Genomic DNA, 16658 nt, shown 5'->3' on the forward strand with positions numbered 1-16658 from the left:
GAGAACACATGTCGGAGTCATTCGCCGCCCCCGCTGCGGCGCCGGGCGCGCCCACCCCCGAGCAGTGGTCGGACTGGCGCTGGCACATGCGCAACCGCGTCACCAACCTCGACAAGCTGCGCGAGTGGGTGAAGGTCAGCCCCGCCGAGGAAGAGGCGATCGCGGGGACGGCGGGCAAGTACCGGTGGAGTGTCACGCCGTACTACGCGTCCTTGATGGACCCCGAGGACCCCAACTGCCCGATCCGGTTGCAGGCCGTGCCGTCGCACGGCGAGCTGCTGGAGTTCCCGGACGCCGATGTGGACCCGGTCGGCGACATGTTCTACCGCAAGACCAACCGCATCGTGCACAAGTACCCCGACCGGGTGATCATGCTGATCACCGAGTCGTGCCCGGTGTACTGCCGCCACTGCACCCGGAAGTTCCACACCACCGACGTGGAGGGCACGTACTTCCGCGACAACGAAGGTGGGGACTTCGAGGAGGACTTCCGCTACATCCGGGAGCACCCGGAGATCCGCGACGTCCTGCTCACCGGTGGCGACCCGCTGTCCTACCGGGACGAGAAGCTCGAGACCATCATCTCCGGTCTGCGCGCCATCCCGAGCGTGGAGATCATCCGCATCGGCAGCAGGTTCCCCGTGCTGCTGCCGCAGCGCATCACCGACGAGTTCTGCGAGATGCTGTCCAGGTACCACCCGGTGTGGCTGAACACCCACTTCAACCACTCGCGCGAGATCACCCCCGAGGCGGCCGCGGCCGTGGACCGGCTGCTGCGCCACGGCGTGCCGGTCGGCAACCAGACCGTGCTGCTCAAGGGCATCAACGACGACGTGGACACGATGCGCAAGTTGATGACGGAACTGCTGCGCATCCGGGTCCGGCCGTACTACCTCTACCACTGCGACAACGTCACCGGCGTCTCCCACTTCATGACCTCGATCGAGAAGGGGTGGGAGATCATGGAGGGCCTCCAGGGGCACATGACCGGCTTCGGTGTGCCGCAGTACGTGCTGACCACGCGGATCGGCAAGATCCCGGTCAGCCTGCCCTACCACGAGGTGGTCGAGGACGGCTTGGCGCTGCGCAACTATCGGGGCCAGACGATGACCGTCACCGGCGAGCACTACCGGGTGAGCAAGCCGCCGTCGGACTGACGCCCGGCGGCCGCGGCAACGCCCGAGGCAACCCGTGCCGGGGCGCGGCTCCAACCGCGCCCCCGTCGCCGGTGGTGGTGGCCTGGATGACGACTCCTCAGTTCACGCCGGCCGAAGGAGCACCAGTGTCGGACGGTCACCGCGATGTGCGGGAACCGGTGGCTCTTCACCTCGTACTCGCCGGCGCGGCCCTCTCCGCCGGACTCGTGTGACACGGGGACGGTCAAGTCCTGTGTGGGATGTGCGGGGCGAAGACGGTATCGCGTACGCCGAGCTGGATCCTGACCGCCGCCGCACCGTGCACGGTGCGATCGACCTCGCCACCGGAGCCCTCCACCACCACATCTCGGTCAAGAACGTCTCGGTGGTGTTCTGCTACTTCCTCGAACAGTTGCTCACCGCCCATCCCGACGCACCTGTCGTGGCCGTCGTCTGCGACAACGGTTCCATCCACCACAGCGGCATCACCCGACGATGGCTCGCCAAACACCCCCGCCTCATGTTGATCCAGGGCGCGAAGTACAGCCCGCAGGACAACCCCGTCGAACGCGTCTGCCGGACTCAAGCAGTGGATCGCCAACACCGCACCCGTCACCATGGCCGACCGCGTCCGGCAGACCCACGCCTACTTCCACAACCGCACCGACGAACAGACACTCACCACCGCCGCACCCTGGACCTCACCCTGGCTACCCGAGGGGTACGGACAAGACCTGTAATCAGGTGCTTAGGGCGTGACGACGTCGGCCCGGATCACCGCTGGAAGTGGTCCGGGCCGACGTCGTTCGGCTCCGGCGTGGTCACCGGGCCGGGCGACGGGAGCGGTCGTGCTCAGGGGAAGACCACCACGCTGCGCAGCACGTCGCCGGCGCGCATCGAGGCGAACGCCCGCTCCACGTCGGTCACGCCGATGCGCTCGGTGACGAAGTGGTCCAGTGGCAGCCGGCCCTGGAGGTGCAGGTCGACCAGCGGGCCGAAGTCGCGGGACGGGAGGCAGTCGCCGTACCAGCTCGTGCGGTAGGTGCCGTTGCGCAGGAACGCGTCCAGCAGCGGCATCTCCAGCGTCATCGAGGAGTCCGGGCGGGCGACCAGGACGAAGGTGCCGCCGAGCGCCCGGGCGTAGAACGCCTGCTTCCAGGTCTCGGGGGTGCCCGCGGCGTCGATCACCACGTCGGCGCCGAGGTCGTCGGTCAGGGCGCGGATCGCGGCGACCACGTCCGGTGTGCGACTGGCGTCGACCGCGTCCGTCGCGCCCAGCGCCCGGGCGTGGCACAGCTTCCGCTCGTCCAGGTCCACCGCGATGATCGTGGTGGCACCGGCCAGCTTGGCACCTGCGACGGCCGCGCACCCCACACCGCCCACGCCGATCACGGCCACGGTGTCGCCGGTCGTCACGCCGCCGGTGTTCATCGCCGCGCCCAGGCCGGACATGACGCCGCACCCCAGCAGCGCGGCGACGGCCGGGTCGGCCTTCGGGGACACCGGCGTGCACTGGCCCGCGTGCACCAGGGTCAGCTCCGCGAACGCGCCGATGCCCAGCGCGGGCTGCACCGGCGTGCCGTCGGTGAGCGTCATCGGCGTGCTCGCCGTCCGGTCGTCCACGCACGACTCGGCACGGCCGCGGCGGCACGCGCGGCAACGGCCGCAGACCGCGCGCCAGTTCAGCACCACGAAGTCGCCGGGCGCGACGTTGTCCACGCCGGCGCCGACCTGCTCGACGATGCCCGACGCCTCGTGCCCCAGCAGGTAGGGGAAGGCGTCGCCGATCACGCCGTCGCGGTAGTGCAGGTCGGTGTGGCAGACACCGGACGCCAGCACCCGGACCGAGGCCTCGCCGGGACCGGGGTCGGGCACGACGATCTCGCGGAGCGCGACCGGCTCGCCCCGGCGCAGGGCGAGGACCGCCTTGACGATCTTGGGCATGGTCCGAGCCTCCACGTCGACCGGCTTCGTGCGGCCACAGGATAAGCCATCCGGGTGTGCCATCCGGATTCCTTATGGGCTCGCGCCGGCAGCCGCGCCGGGGGATCGCCGCGTTGGTGCTTTCGGCGCAACGCTCATTAAGAACGGTGGTGTTCTCGCAGCCCAGGGGCGCGTGGCAGCATGGATGAGCGCCGGGGGACGGTGCCGCGAAGCGGATCTGGAGAACAATGAGCACCCTGCCCAAGGTCGCGACCGGCATCACCGCGTTCGCGGTGTTCGCCACGACCGTCAGCTTCGTCATCTCCATGGCGGGCTCGTCGATGAAGTCCACGGTGCAGGTGCTGTTCCTGCCGATCGCGGACGACTTCGACGTCAGCCGCGGCACGCTCGCGATCGGCACGACGCTGTTCGCCGTCGTGACGGCGCTCGCCTCGTCCGCGGTGGGGCACCTGGCCGACCGGATCGGCGCGGTGCCGGTGCTGGCGATCGGCGCGGGCATCACCGGCGTGGTGCTGGTGGTGTGCGCGGTGGCCACCGACATCCGGGTGTTCGTCCCGACCTACGGCATCCTCGGCGCGGTCGGCTGCACGATGCTGTCGTTCGTGCCGCTGGGCGTGCTGGCCGACCAGCTGTTCCAGGGCCGCAACGCCGGGTTGCTGTACGCGGTGCTGACCAACGGCGCGGCGGTCGGGTTCATGGTGCTGGTGCCGCTGTGGACGTTCCTGGGCGCGGTCACGTCGTGGCGGCAGATCCTGCTGGGCATCGGCGTGGTGTTCCTGGTGGTGATGCTGCCGCTGTCGTTGCTGCTGGTGCGCTACTCCAACCGGAACTCGACCCCGCCCGCGCCCGCCGAGCACGGCTTCTGGGCGGGCATCCGGATGGCGTTCGCCGACAAGCGGGTGCGCGGCTTGATCGTGCCGTTCTTCGCCTGCGGCACCACGATGGCGTTCATCGACGTCCACCTCTTCCCGCACATGCACGACCACGGCGTGGCTCCGGTGACCAGCTCGGTGGCGTTCGTGCTGCTGGGCGGGCTGGAGATCGCCGGGTCGCTGGTGGCGGGCCGGCTGTGCGACAAGGGCCTGATCCGGTCGACGCTGATCGGCGGTTACGCGTTGCGCGCCCTGGCGATGGCGGTCGCGCCGTTCTTCGCCGCCGAGTTCACCGTGCTGGTGTTCGGCGCGCTCTTCGGCGCCAGCTACCTCGTCACGGTGGTCGCCACCACGATGTGGATCGCGAAGATCCTGCCGCGCGGACGCAAGGGCACCGCGATCGGCGTGCTGTGGGCGCTGCACATGGTCGCCGTCGCGGTCGGCAGCCAGCTCGGCGCCGTCCTCGCCGACGCCGCGCACGGCTACCTGCCGGTGATCCTGATCAGCGTCGCGCTCACCCTCGGCGCGGTCGTGCTGGTGGCGCTGCAACCCGATCCGGACGCGGCAACCGCCTGAGCGCACGAGGAAGCCCCCGTCCCGGAGCCGGAACGGGGGCTTCCCGCCTCGATCACGCCTGGCGCGTGATGTCCATGTACCAGTTCGTCTCCCACGTCCGCTCGCCGTCGGCCGACATGGCCTGCTCCCACCGCGCCGAGTCACCGGTGATGCGGTGCCACAGGAAGCGGATGCGGACCGGTGTGCCGTCCTGCACCTCGTCGCCGAAGAACGTGCCCACGCCGTCGCTGAACGAGCCGAGCAGCGGCGGGAAGAACACCCCCGAGTCGCTGCTCGCCCAGTTCAGCGACCAGCGCCCGGTGGCCGGGTCGAACAGCCGCACGGTGAGGCCGGACGTCCCGTCGGGGAACGTGATCTCGTCCACGTTCCCCGCACCGCCGAAGATCGGGCGCACGTCGGAGGTGGACGTGAACTCCTCCCAGTCGTCGCTGCCGACCAGCCGCCGCGTGAGCCTGCGGTTGTGGATCGACCAACGGCCGATGAGGAAGTCGAAGTCAGTCACCGGTGCCGACCTCCGCGGCCCGGTCACGGGTGGACACGTACCCGGCGACGGCCGCCGCCAGCCCGAACAGGGCCAGCACCGGCCAGACGCCGTGGCCGAGCTGGAGGAACAGGAAACCGCCCAGCACCGGGCCGACGGCCGCGCCCAGGCCGTAGACGAACTGGAAGCTGCCGATGTAGCGACCCTTGAGGTGCGCGGGACCGGCCATGCCCGGGTAGGCGAACACCACCGGCCCGCCGATGATCTCACCCAGCGTCCAGATCAGCGTGCCGGCGACGATCACCGCCGGGCCCAGCGGCAGCGCGTACACCGCCACGCCGATGCCGACCAGCGCGTACGCCACGCCGACGACCAGCTTGGGCCGCATGTGCTGCGTCTTCTTGGTCACCACCAGCTCGAACAGGATGACCGCGCCGCCGTTCAGGGCGACCGCGAGCGTGTACCAGAAGATCGGCACCCCGGACGCCTGCACGTCCAGCGGCAACGTCGACAGGTACTGCACGTAGACCACCGCGTTGAAGAACGTCGCCGCCAGGTACACCAGGTAGCGGCGGTCGCGCAGCACGTCGGCGTAGCTGCCCGGGGGTGCCTCGCCGGACGCCTCCTTCACGCCGGTCCGCGCCGGCAGCACCCGGAACGCCACCAGCGCGTAGACCGCCGCGACGATCGCCTCGCCCCAGAACAGCAGGTGGAAGCTGTCCCCGCCGAGCTGGTAGAGCGCGAAGCCGATCAGCGGCGCCGCGGTCGTGCCCAGGTTCAGCCCGAACCGGTACATGGCGAACACCATGACCTGCCGGTCGTCGGGCGTCAGCTCCGACAGCAGGGTCGCCGACGCGGGCCGGTAGACCTGGGAGATCGCGCCGAGCAGCCCCACCGCGACGATCAGCAGGGCGTAGTTGGGCAGGTAGAGCAGCGCGGCGGTGAGCACCGCGGCGCCGCCCATGCTGAGCACGGTGGAGTTGCGCGCGCCGAGCCGGTCGGCCAGCGCGCCGCCGACCAGGACGCCGACGACGTTGCCGACGCCGTAGACGCCCAGCGCGGTCGCCGCCCCGCCGGCGGAGTAACCCCGCGCGGTCAGGTACAGCACGAGGAAGATGTTGAGGAACCCACCGACCTTGTTGACGAACACGCCCGCCAGCACGGCTTTCACGGCCGGGGGCGATTCGACGAACGTCTTCCAGATCCCGTGGTCGGTGTTCTTCGTGGTGGTCATCAGGAGCTCTTCACGTCCAGCGCGGCCTCGGCCGCGTCGAGTCGGGTGGCGACCTCGTCACGCGAGGCGCCGGTGGCGATGGCGAATGCGATGCGGCCCCACACCGTGCCCTTGGGCGGCGGTGAGACGACCGCGCCCGGCTGCGCGACCGTGACGACCCGGTCGATGCCGTCGGGCAGCTTGGCGGAGTCGAACGCCAGCTCACCGAGCGTGGTGTCCTCCTCCTCGACGTAGAAGAACCGGATGCCGGCCACGCGGTCGTGCCGGTGCGCGACGTCGACCTCACCGCCGGTGGCCGCACCGGCCGCGACGAGGCCGGGGTCGACACCGGTGGCCAGCAGCCCCAGGTAGGGGATCATGTCGCCGCCGAGGCGGCCGTTGACCTCGATGACCTTGGGCCCGTCGGCGGTCAGCATGTACTCGGCGTGCGTGATGCCGTCGGTGAAGCCCAGCGCCTTGTGCGTGCGCTGCGCGACGTCCAGCAGGGTCGGGTCGGCCAGCAGCGGGTCCGAGGCGTCCACGAAGTGGCCGATCTCCTCGGCGTACGGGTGGTAGCCCACGACCTTGCGGCCGACGAACAGGGGCGTCACCACGCCGTCGCGCACGACCGAGTCGACGCTGATCTCCTCGCCCGACACGAACTCCTCGACCAGGATCGGCTGGTCGGTGTCGAACACCACCGGCTCGGGGCCGCGCGCGGCCTCGGTGAACGCGAAGTTGGCCCGCACCTCGGCCTCGTCGTGCACCTTGATCACGCCCAGGCTCGCGCCCAGGCCGCGCGGCTTGAGGATGGCCGGGTAGCCGACCTCGGCCGCCGCCGCGACCGCCTCGTCCACCGTCTTGACGGGGATCGACCGGGGCTGCGGCACGTCGGACGCCTCCAGCGCGGCCCGCGTGCCGCCCTTGTCGCGCAGGCGCCAGATCACCGCCGGGTCGCCGTTGCGCAGCCCCAGGGCCTGCGCGATGAACGCGGTGGCGTGGATGCGCACCTCGTCCCAGCACAGCACACCGGCGAACGGCGTCGCGGCGTGGACCCCGGCCGCCGCGGCGGCCATGGCGGGCCCGTCCGTGGTGGAGGGCAGCACGGTCCACCCGGACACGTACTCCTTCTCCCAGTCGGGTTCGGCGGTCAGGAACAGGTGCACCCGGTACCGCTCGCTGATCGAGCGCAGCAGGTACTCCCGGTACAACCGCATGCCGGTCGCGACCACGAGCAGCAGCGGCCGCTGGTCGGTGTTGCTCATCGGGACTCCACTCTCGAAAGGGCTTGCACGCCGCCGAACGCCCGCTCGCGCTCGCGCTCCTCATCGGTCACGGCGATCCGCCGTGCCGCGTACCGCAACGTCGGTGGCGCCATCAGCGACGTCACGACCGACACCAGCACCACGACCGTGTAAGCCTCGGTCGTCAGCACTTCCAACCTCAGGCCCACCAGCGCCACGATCACGCCGATGACACCGCGCGCGTTGAGCCCCGCGCCCAGCGCGAGGCCCTGCCAGTGGCTGAGCCGGGCCAGTCTGGCACCCGCGTAGGCACCCGTGAACTTGCCCACCACGGCCACCAGCAGCACGGCCAGGGCCGTGCCCAGCACCGCCGGGTGCCGCAGCGCCGTGAGGTCCATCCGCAAGCCCGCGGTGGCGAAGAACAGCGGTGCGAGGACCCCCATGACGAACGTGCGGACCACGGACATCGGTTCGCGGGCGACACCGCCGACCGAGGAGATGACCAAGCCGCACATGAAAGCCCCCAGGACCGGTTCCAGCTCCAGGGCGTGGGTGCCGGCGGCGAACGCTATCACCAGCAGCACGACCACCGCCACGGTCACGCCGGGGTCACCGGACCGCTCCGCCAGCCGCAGCGCGCCCCGCGTCACCGGCCGTCCCGCGACCACCGCGAGCAGGACCACCAGCACCAGCGCGCCCACCGTCCACGCCACGTGCCCGGCGGTCAGCCCGGAGGCGGCGGCCATCCCGGACACCACGGCCAGCAGCGACCAGCCCACCACGTCGTCCACGGCGGCCGAGGTGATGGTCAGCTGCCCGATGTCGCGGTGCAGCAGGTTCATCTCCAGCAGCACCTTGGCGATCACCGGGATTGCGCTCACGCACACCGCCACACCCATGAACAGCGCGAACACCGGCCGTTCCGCCTCCGGGCCGAGCATGGTCGCGGGTAACAGGAACCCCGCCGCCACGCCGAGCCCCAGCGGCACGAGCAGGCCGCCGGCACCGACCCAGGCGGCGGCCCGGCCCTGGCGGCGGGCCAGCCCGAGGTCGAGGTGCATCCCGGTGAAGCCCACCAGCAGCAGCACGCCGATCTGGCCGACGGCGTCGAGCAGGTGCAGCTGCGCCGGTTCGTCGAAGACCGGGGCGAACGTGCCGAGCAGCGACGGCCCGAGCAGCACACCCGAGGACAGCTCGCCGACCACGGCGGGCACGCCGATGCGGACGGCGAGCCGCCCGAGCACGAGCGCCACCCCGAGCAGGACGGCCACCTGGACCAGGAACACGAGCAACGAGTGCGCGCCGAGGGTGCTCGGCGGCGCGGAGGACAGGACCACGGGTGAACCCCCTGTGAGCGGTTGAGAAGGGCACGGGGTCCTCGCGGACCCCGTGCCGGGTGGGGATCAGTCGCGGTAGTACCAGTTCTCCGGGTTGATCATCCCGTAGGGGTTGATCGGACCGAAGCCGCCGATGCTGTTCGCCACCTCGAACAGCCGGATCGGGAAGTTCGGCGTGAAGATCACCGGCACCTCGTTGGCGATGTAGTCCTGGTACTCGTAGAGCACTTCCAGGTCGTCGCTGGTGACGGTGCGCTCGATCAGCTCGTCGGCCTTCGGGTCGCTGTAGAAGCCGAAGTTGCCGCCCGCCTTGGTGGAGAACAGGATCTCGCCGGTCGGGTGGTGGTAGGCCCAGCCGCCGTTCCAGCAGCACATCTCCCACGTGCACGGTGTCGTGGCGGTCGGCTCGCACGGCGCGTCCTCGGCCACCAGGATCGAGCCGTACACCTCCTGCAACCGCAGCTCGATGCCCGCCTGCGCGGCGGCGTCGCGGAAGTTCTCCATCACCCGGGTCAGCGCGGGGCGGCCCTCGACGTAGCGCAGCAGGATCGACAGCTTCGTGCCGGCGGGGATGCCCGCGCCCGCCTCGCCCGGACCGGTGCCCGGCCGCACGCACACCGCGGGCGTGACGCTGGTGTCCCAGCCGTTGGCCTCCAGCAGCGCCTTCGCCTTCTCCGGCGAGAACGGCAACGGCCACGCGCCCTCGCGCTGGCGCGGCGAGACGTAGTCGGTCTTCGGGTACATCGGCACCGGGCCGTTCTGCCGGTACGCGTAGCCCTGGTAGATGTCGCGCACCGCGGTGTCCTGGTCCAGGGTGGACTGCAACGCCTGGCGGAGGTAGGTCTGCGCGAACATCTTGCCGACCACGGTCGGGTTGTTGAAGTTCAGCGAGATGTAGCGGATGCAGAACGCGGACTGCGGGTGCATCGTGTACTCGGTCAGCGGGTTCGGCCCACCGACCACCGGGTCTACCGCGGGCTCGGTGGCGAAGCTGAGCGGCAGGTAGCCGACCTGGATGCCGTTCTCGGCGTCCGGGCCCGCCTTGAGCATCTCGTACTGCTCCTCGTCGGAGAACGTCGGCACCTGGCGGAACTCGTCCAGGTACGGCTTGTTCGGCCCCGAGTAGTGCTCGTTGGGCACGAACGTGACCACGCCCTCCAGCGTGTAGCTCTTGAGCCGCCACGGGCCGCTCACCACGCTCCAGATGGGGCTGTCGGCCCACTTGGTGCGGTGGGCGTTGCCCTCGTCGACGATGTTGCCCTGCTCGGCCATCAGGTACTCGTAGACCGCCTCGACGTCGGCCAGGTCACCGGAGGCGTTGGCCGGGCCGGCCGCGGTGCGGTCCCACGACTTGGGCAGCGGCGTGATCGTGCTGAGCTGGTTGTACAGCACCCAGTGCTTGGAGTAGACCTTGTCGAAGGTGAAGAACACCTCGTCCTCGGCGACCTTGCCGTAGTCGGTCAGGTTGTCCGGGAAGTAGCCCGGCACGTACTCGCCGTAGCGCGAGCCCTTGACCTTCATCAGGTTCACCCAGAACAGCACGTTGTCGGCGGACAGCGTCTCGCCGCTGGACCACTTCCAGGGCTTGACCTTGACCCGCACGGTCAGGCCGTCCTCGCTCCACACCGGCTCCTCGCCGATGCTCTGGGTGTAGTCCACGTTCGGGGTGCCGTCGCTGCCGAAGTAGTACAGCGTCCGGTACATCAGGGCCTGGAACTCCAGGATGTTGCGGGTACCCATGCGCTCGGCCGGGGTGAACGGGAAGATCACGGCGGGCGGGAAGCCCGGGGCGCACGCCCACGTGACCACGCCGCCCTTGCGCGGCGTGCCCTCGGTACCTGCGGTGATGGTGCTCGCGGCTGTCATGGCTGCTCGTCGGCCTCTCGGTTCGGGTCAGTTCGTGGTCTGGGCGGGGATTTCCTCGATGACCGAGACGCCGGACGCGGCGTGCTCGCCGAAGCGCTCCCACACCTCGTCCAGGCGGATGCGCCCGTCCTCCAGCACCTTCGGCGTGCTGCGGCAGTGGCCGGAGATGACCTGGCCGTCGTCGAGCACCATGCAGTACGCGAAGTCCAGTTCGCCGTTCGGCGACGCGGTGCCGGTGAGCGCGCCGCGACGGGCCTTGCCGCCGAGGAACTCACCCCACAGCAGGTCGCCCTCCTGGTGGTACACGGCGACCCGGCTCTCCTCGGGACCACCGCCGGTGACCGGGTGGAACCGCTTGCCGTTGTAGTTGATCATCGAACGGGCTCCCCACGCAGTTCGAGCGTGCAGCACTTCGCGCTGCCGCCGGATTTGAGAAGTTCGGAGAGGTTGACGCCGATCGGGGTGAACCCGCGGTCGGCGAGCTTGTCCGCCAGGTTCGTCGCCTCTTGCGCGAGCAGCACGTGCTTGCCGTCGCTGACGGCGTTGAGGCCGAACACCTCGGCGTCGTGGTCGCCTGCGATGACGGCGTCGGGGTACAGCGAGCGCAGCACGCCCCTGCTCCACGTCGAGAACGCCTCGGGGTAGTACATGATCAGGTCGTCGTCCAGCACCGCCAGTGCCGTGTCCAGGTGGTAGAAGCGCGGGTCCACCAGGTCGAGCGTGACCACCTCGCGCCGGAAGTACCGGGCCGCCTCCGCGTGCGAGCGCGGGTCGGTGCGGAAGCCCGTGCCCGCCAGGATCCGATCGCCCACCAGCAGGTAGTCGCCTTCACCTTCGTTGATCCAGACCGCCTCGTGGGTGCGGAAGCCGTGCCCGCGGAACCACTCCAGGTACGCCGGGCCCTCCGCCTCGCGCTGCCGGTAGCGGAACCGCGCCGAGAGCACCCGCCCGTCCACGACGGTCGCCCCGTTCGCGGCGAACACCATGTCCGGCAGCCCCGGCTCCGGGTCGATCAGCTCGACCTCGTGCCCCAGGTCCAGGTACAGCGACCGCAGCCGGCTCCACTGGAGCAGGGCGATCGACGTGTCGGTGGGCTTCTCCGGACGCATCCACGGGTTGATGGAGTAGGTGACGTCGAAGTGCTCGGGCGGGCACATCAGGTACCGGCGTGGGCGGGCAGTGCGGTGCAGGGGATCGGACACGGCGGGGAGTCCTCTCTTGGCGGGGGCGCCGCCGGTTCGCCACATGTGACGCGACGGGACCGGCGGCGCCTGGTGCGGAGCTACTGAAAATCGACCTCGATCTTGGTGGCGTAGTCGTTCATCAGGGCGAACGCGTCTTCCTCCGACATGCCGGTGGTGCCGAGGAAGCCGATGATCGTGTTGCCGTCCGGCGGGCGCTTGATCAGGTCGCCGGGTCGTGCGGTGATCTTGAGCAGGAACACGCGGTCCGATGTGGACACCTCTTCGGGCACGCGCACCTCGCGCACCACGCCGGCGTCGGAGATCAGGCACATCGCGGTGATGTGCGTGCCGGTGGGCTGGAAGTGGCGCACGTCGGGCCGGCGTCCCGCGGCGATGGCCGCGACCGCCGCGATCGGGTCGTGCCCGGCGGTGATCCGGGCGATCATGTCCAACCCGCCGCCACCCACCCGGGCCGCGATCTCCAGCAGGTAGGGCTTGCCCCGGTGGAAGCGGACCTCGGCGTGCATGGCGCTGTTGGTCAGACCCTGCGCGAGCGCGCCCGCGGTGACGACCTCGTGCACCGCGGCCAGGTCCTGCGGGCTCATCGACGTCGGCGCGTGGTGCACGTCGTCGTCGAACGTCCCGCCCTCGGGGGTGATGCGGTCCACCACCGACCCGAGGTACACCTCGCCGTCCCAAGCGACGGCTTCCATCAGGTACTCCTTGCCGTCCAGGAAGGACTCGACCAGCAGCCCGTTGGGGCCCAGGTCGATCCCGTCGGCCTCGGAGTTGGCCCAGAACAGGTCGGCGATGCCGCGCGCGGCCTGGTCGTAGTGCTCGACCAGCTCGGCCTCGTCGTCGCAGCGGAACACGAAGTGGCTGCCCGCGCCCAGCGTCGGCTTGACGATCACCGGGTAGCCGAACTCGCCGGCCGCCGCCTTGGCCTCGTCCAGCGTCGTGACGAACCGGAACCCCGGGATCGGGGCGCCCGCCTTCTCGTGCGCCTGCCGCATCAGGTACTTGTTGCGGCTGTTGAGCGCCGCCTCGACGCCGATGCCCGGCAGGCCCAGCGCCTCGGCGATCGCCGCGACGGCCACCACGGCCGCCTCGGAGAACGTCATCACGCCGTCGAAGGCCTCGGTGGCGTGCCACTGCTTCGCCGCGGCGATCATGTCGTCGATGTTCTTGGAGCCGACCAGGCGGTAGTGGTCGGCGGGCCAGAAGTCCTCGGTGCCCTCGCCGTTGAGCACGTACAGGTCCACGCCCAGGTCCTGCACCTGCTGGTAGCGCGAGTGGTAGTACTGCAGGTACTGGCGGGTCTCGATGGTCAGCAGCTTCACGTGCGTCGCCTCCTAGCTCACGCCGTCGAGCGCCGCGTGGTGCCCGGACGGCGACCGCGTGCCGGGCAGCGACGGGAACCGGAACGGCCGGATCTCGGCCGGCATGTCGTCGCTGATGGTCAGGTCCACGCCCTGCGCGGCCACGTCGGCCGCCACGTCGACCATGATCGGCGCGGCGCAGGCCAGCAGCGTGCGCGCCTCCAGCAGCAGGTCGCCGGGTTGGGTGGGCGCCTCGCCGTTGCGGCGGTGGTCCACCGCGTCGGCCAGCGCCCGCAGCCGCCCGAGCTGCGTCACGATGGTCTCCGCGGCGCGGCCCATGCTGAACCCCGGCAGGTCGTAGCACAGCCGGAACCGCTTGAGCACGGTCGCCGCGCGCCACCGGCCGGCCTCGGTGGTCGGCAGGGGACGCGTGCCGTCCACCCCGACCATGGCCAGGGCGATCGCGTCGGACAGCTCGTTCCACGGCGTGACCAGGCGGCGCGTGCTGGTGGAGTGCAGCGACTCGCGGGTGAAGTTCGCCCGCTGAAACTCCGGTCCGGTCAGCGCCAGGTAGAACCGCACCAGGTCGCGCGGCACCTCGGCCAGCAGGTCCGCGCTCCAGATGAGGTGGTTGCGGCTGGTGGAGAACTTCTCGCCGTCCAGGTCGTAGAACTCGTTGCAGACGTTGGACTCCGGCGTCGTGTACGTGTCGCCGTGGGCCAGCAGCATCACCAGGTCGACCAGGCCCCAGTGGTAGACGTTGTCGAAGCCGTGGAAGTAGACCAGCTCCGCGTCGTGCTCGGCCCGCCACAGCTCGTCCACCTCGGCTGTGGTGCGGCCCAGCTGCGTCGCCGTCCACCACGTGGCGTACATGGAGGCGGGCATCGCCTCCACCCACGGGTAGACGATCTGCCCCGGCGTCTCCGGGAAGGGCGCGGCGATGCCCCACGTGCCGGGGAACGTGACCGGGATGTCGGGCAGCGGCTTGGACAGCAGCTCGCCGATCAGCTGCCGGGCGTGCGGGCGCCAGCGGGGCGTGCGGGCCGCGTAGTACGACGTCAGCCGCTCGCGGTAGTCCTCCATCGGCAGCACGAGGATCTCGCACTCCCGGTGCACCACCGGGTCGGTCGGGTCGATGGTGTACTTCGGGTCGAGCAGCTCGTCGAAGTTGTTCGGGTGGCCGCAGTTCTCGCACGCGCCGCCGCAGCTGCCCGACAGGCACGACGGGCAGGTGCCGGTGACCAGGCCGTCGTAGAGGAACGCGCCCGCGTTGCGCGCGTAGGGCAGCTGCACCTTGCGCAGCTGGAACCGGCCCGCGGCGTGCAGCCGGGTGAGGAACTCCAGCACCGTGGCGCGGTACCGGTCGTCGATCGGCGGCAGACCGGGCATCAGCGTGCCCATGGCGCTCAGCGAGCGCTCGATCTTGTCCGTCGACGTCCGCACCAGCTCGTCGGGCACCAGGCCGCGCCGGTGGGCGGTGGACACCACGTAGCTCTGGCTGTCGTCGGTGCACGTGGTGTAGAGCACCTGGCGGCCGGTGGCGCGCAGGTAGCGCGCGTACACGTCACCGCCCAGGTAGGGGCCGGACATGTGACCGACGTGCAGGTCGCCGTTGGACGTGGGCGTCGCGGCGACGATGATCGCCGGACGCGAACGGGTCGTCACGAGGCGGCTCCCTCGTGGCGGGCGGCGAACTTCCCGGCCAGCTCGGCGTCCCACCAGATCGCGTAGAACTGGAAGTCACCGCTGCCGCGGTTGACGACCTGGTGCTTCTCGTGCGGGGTGAAGTGCACGACGTCACCGGCCCGGAACGGGGTGGTGCCCGCCTGCGTCACGATCTCCGCCTCGCCGGTCATGGCGACCCAGATCTCGTACTCGTGGTGGCCGTGCGCGCCCGACTCGGCGCCGGGGCGCACCACGCACCAGGAACCCTCGAACGGCGCGTTCACCAGGTCCCAGGGCATCAGGCGCTGCGCGACCAGGCCGTTGTCCGGTTTGAGGTTGTCCCGGTCCAGGGGGCGGATCTCCATCATGGCGACGACTCCTTCTTCCGACTCAGGCGGGCTGGGGTGCTTCGGCGAACAGCTCGGTGACCTGCTCGGCGACCTGCTGGGGCACGACGGGCACCGCCGTGTCGACCAAGTCGCCCACGATCTCCGCGGCCCGGATCGCCAGGACGCTGATCAGCGAGTCCGCGATGCCGTGCGTGGCCTCGTTGACGCCCTGGAGGTACACCCGGGCGGACACCGCCTCGGGCAGTTCGAGGCGGTAGTTGCGGGTGACGGTGAAGTCCTCCTGGCCGACTTCGGCGGCCATGGCGCGGACCAGGGTCGGCATCCGCTTGTCGAAGCCGGTGCCGAGCATCACCCGGTCGCAGCGCAGCTCGCTGCGCTCGCCCGTGCGGCGGTCCAACAGGGTCAGCACGACCTCGTCGTCCACCAGCGCGGAGTCCACGACCTCGGCCATCGTGATCATCGACAGCCGCTGGGTGCCGGTCAGCTTCTCCAGGTACATCGTGTTGTAGAGATTGTCCAGCATGGCGGGTGACAGGCCCGCGTAGTTGGTGCGGTGCATCTCCCGCAGCAGCTGCGCCCGCGCGTCCGGCTGCGCTTCGTTGAACTTGTCCACGTAGGACGGGTAGAACAGCTCGTTGGTGAACTTGCTGCTCTCGTAGCCGTTCAGGCCGATCGAGCGCATCACCATGGTCACCGTGGCGCGCGGGAAGCTCTCGTGCGCCTGCCACAGCATCTCCGCGGCGCTCTGCGCGCCGCCGACCACGACGATGCGGTGCTCGCCCTGCGGGTCCAGCGCGCCGATCCGGTTGACGAACTCGGTGCTGTGCACCACGCGCTCGCGGGGCAGCGCGGCGAACTCCGTCGGCAGGTGCGGGTCGCGGCCGACGCCGATGACGAGCGTCGCGCACGACACCGTGCCGCCGTCGGCGAACCGCACCAGCCACCGGTCCACCGAGCCGGTCTGGTCGCGCTGCGGCTCGACGGCCACCGCGCGCCTGCCGTGCTGCAGCCGGACCTTGGTCAGCGACCGCGCCACCCACGCCAGGTAGCCCGAGATCTCCAGGCGGTAGGGCGTGAACGTGCCGAGGTTGATGAACTCGTCCAGCCGGCCGGTCGAGTGCAGGTAGTTCACGAACGAGTACGGGCTGGTGGGGTTCCGCAGGGTCACCAGGTCCTTGAGGAAGGACACCTGGCTGCGCGACCACGGCAGCAGCATCCCGCGCTGCCAGACGATGTCGTCGTGCTGCTCGGTGACGAGGGTCCGTTCGGCGAGGTCGGGGTTGAGCTCTTCCAGCGCCACGGCCAGGGCCAGGTTCGCCGGACCCGCGCCGATGGCGAGCAGTTCTACATCCTGGTGGTCCAACGCAGTCTCCAAGCGTTGTCGGGCGGCGCCGCGGCGGCGGTGCCGACGTGCGGGACTTGCGGACCGGGCGCTGGTGCGCGGCCCGGTTCGGCCGCCGGGGACGGGGTG

Annotated in this window: 14 protein-coding genes and 1 pseudogene; 3 read left to right on the top strand and 12 right to left on the bottom strand. The window is 70.4% G+C overall.

Going from position 1 to position 16658, the window contains the following annotated elements; translation table 11 throughout:
* The first annotated feature begins 8 nt into the window (after nt 1-8).
* The gene (gene blsG, locus FHX81_RS39155) at nt 9-1157 is read left to right on the top strand and encodes an arginine 2,3-aminomutase (protein WP_141983475.1); all 1149 of its coding nucleotides are present in this window, start codon (nt 9-11) and stop codon (nt 1155-1157) included.
* 232 nt (nt 1158-1389) lie between these two features.
* Nucleotides 1390-1876, top strand: a pseudogene (locus FHX81_RS42885) (transposase).
* A gap of 112 nt (nt 1877-1988) precedes the next feature.
* Here the strand turns inward: FHX81_RS42885 and FHX81_RS39165 are convergent.
* Nucleotides 1989-3080, bottom strand: coding sequence for an S-(hydroxymethyl)mycothiol dehydrogenase (locus FHX81_RS39165; protein ID WP_141983476.1), 1092 nt, complete (start codon nt 3078-3080; stop codon nt 1989-1991).
* 227 nt (nt 3081-3307) lie between these two features.
* On the opposite strand from FHX81_RS39165, the gene FHX81_RS39170 reads away from it, so the two are divergent.
* Nucleotides 3308-4528, top strand: a complete 1221-nt coding sequence (locus FHX81_RS39170) for an MFS transporter (protein ID WP_141983477.1) — start codon at nt 3308-3310, stop codon at nt 4526-4528.
* A 52-nt stretch (nt 4529-4580) separates the two neighbouring features.
* Here FHX81_RS39170 and FHX81_RS39175 read toward each other — a convergent pair whose 3' ends face one another.
* The 11 genes from FHX81_RS39175 to FHX81_RS39225 form a co-directional block, all read right to left on the bottom strand.
* Nucleotides 4581-5030 carry a hypothetical protein gene (locus tag FHX81_RS39175; protein ID WP_141983478.1) on the bottom strand — a complete coding sequence of 150 codons (450 nt, stop codon included), beginning with the start codon at nt 5028-5030 and terminating at the stop codon, nt 4581-4583.
* Entirely contained in the window at nt 5023-6243 is a 1221-nt protein-coding gene (locus FHX81_RS39180; protein ID WP_141983479.1) for an MFS transporter, read from the bottom strand. Before FHX81_RS39180 ends, FHX81_RS39175 begins: the two co-directional genes overlap by 8 nt.
* Nucleotides 6243-7487, bottom strand: coding sequence for an ATP-grasp domain-containing protein (locus FHX81_RS39185; protein ID WP_141983480.1), 1245 nt, complete (start codon nt 7485-7487; stop codon nt 6243-6245). The genes FHX81_RS39180 and FHX81_RS39185 overlap by 1 nt, the downstream gene beginning before the upstream one ends.
* Complete coding sequence (locus FHX81_RS39190) at nt 7484-8803, bottom strand: cation:proton antiporter (protein ID WP_141983481.1); 1320 nt, start codon at nt 8801-8803, stop codon at nt 7484-7486. Before FHX81_RS39190 ends, FHX81_RS39185 begins: the two co-directional genes overlap by 4 nt.
* Nucleotides 8804-8869: 66 nt before the next feature.
* The gene (locus FHX81_RS39195; protein ID WP_141983482.1) at nt 8870-10669 is read right to left on the bottom strand and encodes an ABC transporter substrate-binding protein; all 1800 of its coding nucleotides are present in this window, start codon (nt 10667-10669) and stop codon (nt 8870-8872) included.
* A gap of 27 nt (nt 10670-10696) precedes the next feature.
* Nucleotides 10697-11044: an avidin-fold protein gene (locus FHX81_RS39200; protein WP_141983483.1), complete on the bottom strand. Its 348-nt coding sequence runs from the start codon at nt 11042-11044 to the stop codon at nt 10697-10699.
* The gene (gene ddaH, locus FHX81_RS39205) at nt 11041-11859 is read right to left on the bottom strand and encodes a dimethylargininase (RefSeq protein WP_425473905.1); all 819 of its coding nucleotides are present in this window, start codon (nt 11857-11859) and stop codon (nt 11041-11043) included. Before ddaH ends, FHX81_RS39200 begins: the two co-directional genes overlap by 4 nt.
* Nucleotides 11860-11951: 92 nt before the next feature.
* Nucleotides 11952-13193 carry an ATP-grasp domain-containing protein gene (locus FHX81_RS39210; protein ID WP_141983484.1) on the bottom strand — a complete coding sequence of 414 codons (1242 nt, stop codon included), beginning with the start codon at nt 13191-13193 and terminating at the stop codon, nt 11952-11954.
* Nucleotides 13194-13205: 12 nt separating this feature from the next.
* Nucleotides 13206-14837 (bottom strand): class I tRNA ligase family protein, encoded by a 1632-nt coding sequence (locus FHX81_RS39215; RefSeq protein WP_141983485.1) that lies wholly within the window; start codon nt 14835-14837, stop codon nt 13206-13208.
* Nucleotides 14834-15205, bottom strand: coding sequence for a cupin domain-containing protein (locus tag FHX81_RS39220; RefSeq protein WP_211363705.1), 372 nt, complete (start codon nt 15203-15205; stop codon nt 14834-14836). Before FHX81_RS39220 ends, FHX81_RS39215 begins: the two co-directional genes overlap by 4 nt.
* Before the next feature lie 22 nt (nt 15206-15227).
* Entirely contained in the window at nt 15228-16550 is a 1323-nt protein-coding gene (locus FHX81_RS39225; protein ID WP_141983486.1) for a lysine N(6)-hydroxylase/L-ornithine N(5)-oxygenase family protein, read from the bottom strand.
* Nucleotides 16551-16658 lie beyond the last annotated feature (108 nt).

Origin of the sequence: Saccharothrix saharensis (genome assembly GCF_006716745.1) — a bacterium.
GTDB classification, from domain to species: domain Bacteria; phylum Actinomycetota; class Actinomycetes; order Mycobacteriales; family Pseudonocardiaceae; genus Actinosynnema; species Actinosynnema saharense.

Excerpts from the sequence above, each read along its gene's own strand:
- blsG (WP_141983475.1), top strand. The coding sequence starts at position 9 with ATGTCGGAGTCATTCGCCGCCCCCGCTGCGGCGCCGGGCGCGCCCACC.
- FHX81_RS39165 (WP_141983476.1), bottom strand. The coding sequence starts at position 3,080 with ATGCCCAAGATCGTCAAGGCGGTCCTCGCCCTGCGCCGGGGCGAGCCG.
- FHX81_RS39195 (WP_141983482.1), bottom strand. The coding sequence starts at position 10,669 with ATGACAGCCGCGAGCACCATCACCGCAGGTACCGAGGGCACGCCGCGC.
- FHX81_RS39200 (WP_141983483.1), bottom strand. The coding sequence starts at position 11,044 with ATGATCAACTACAACGGCAAGCGGTTCCACCCGGTCACCGGCGGTGGT.
- FHX81_RS39180 (WP_141983479.1), bottom strand. The coding sequence starts at position 6,243 with ATGACCACCACGAAGAACACCGACCACGGGATCTGGAAGACGTTCGTC.
- FHX81_RS39185 (WP_141983480.1), bottom strand. The coding sequence starts at position 7,487 with ATGAGCAACACCGACCAGCGGCCGCTGCTGCTCGTGGTCGCGACCGGC.
- FHX81_RS39170 (WP_141983477.1), top strand. The coding sequence starts at position 3,308 with ATGAGCACCCTGCCCAAGGTCGCGACCGGCATCACCGCGTTCGCGGTG.
- FHX81_RS39220 (WP_211363705.1), bottom strand. The coding sequence starts at position 15,205 with ATGATGGAGATCCGCCCCCTGGACCGGGACAACCTCAAACCGGACAAC.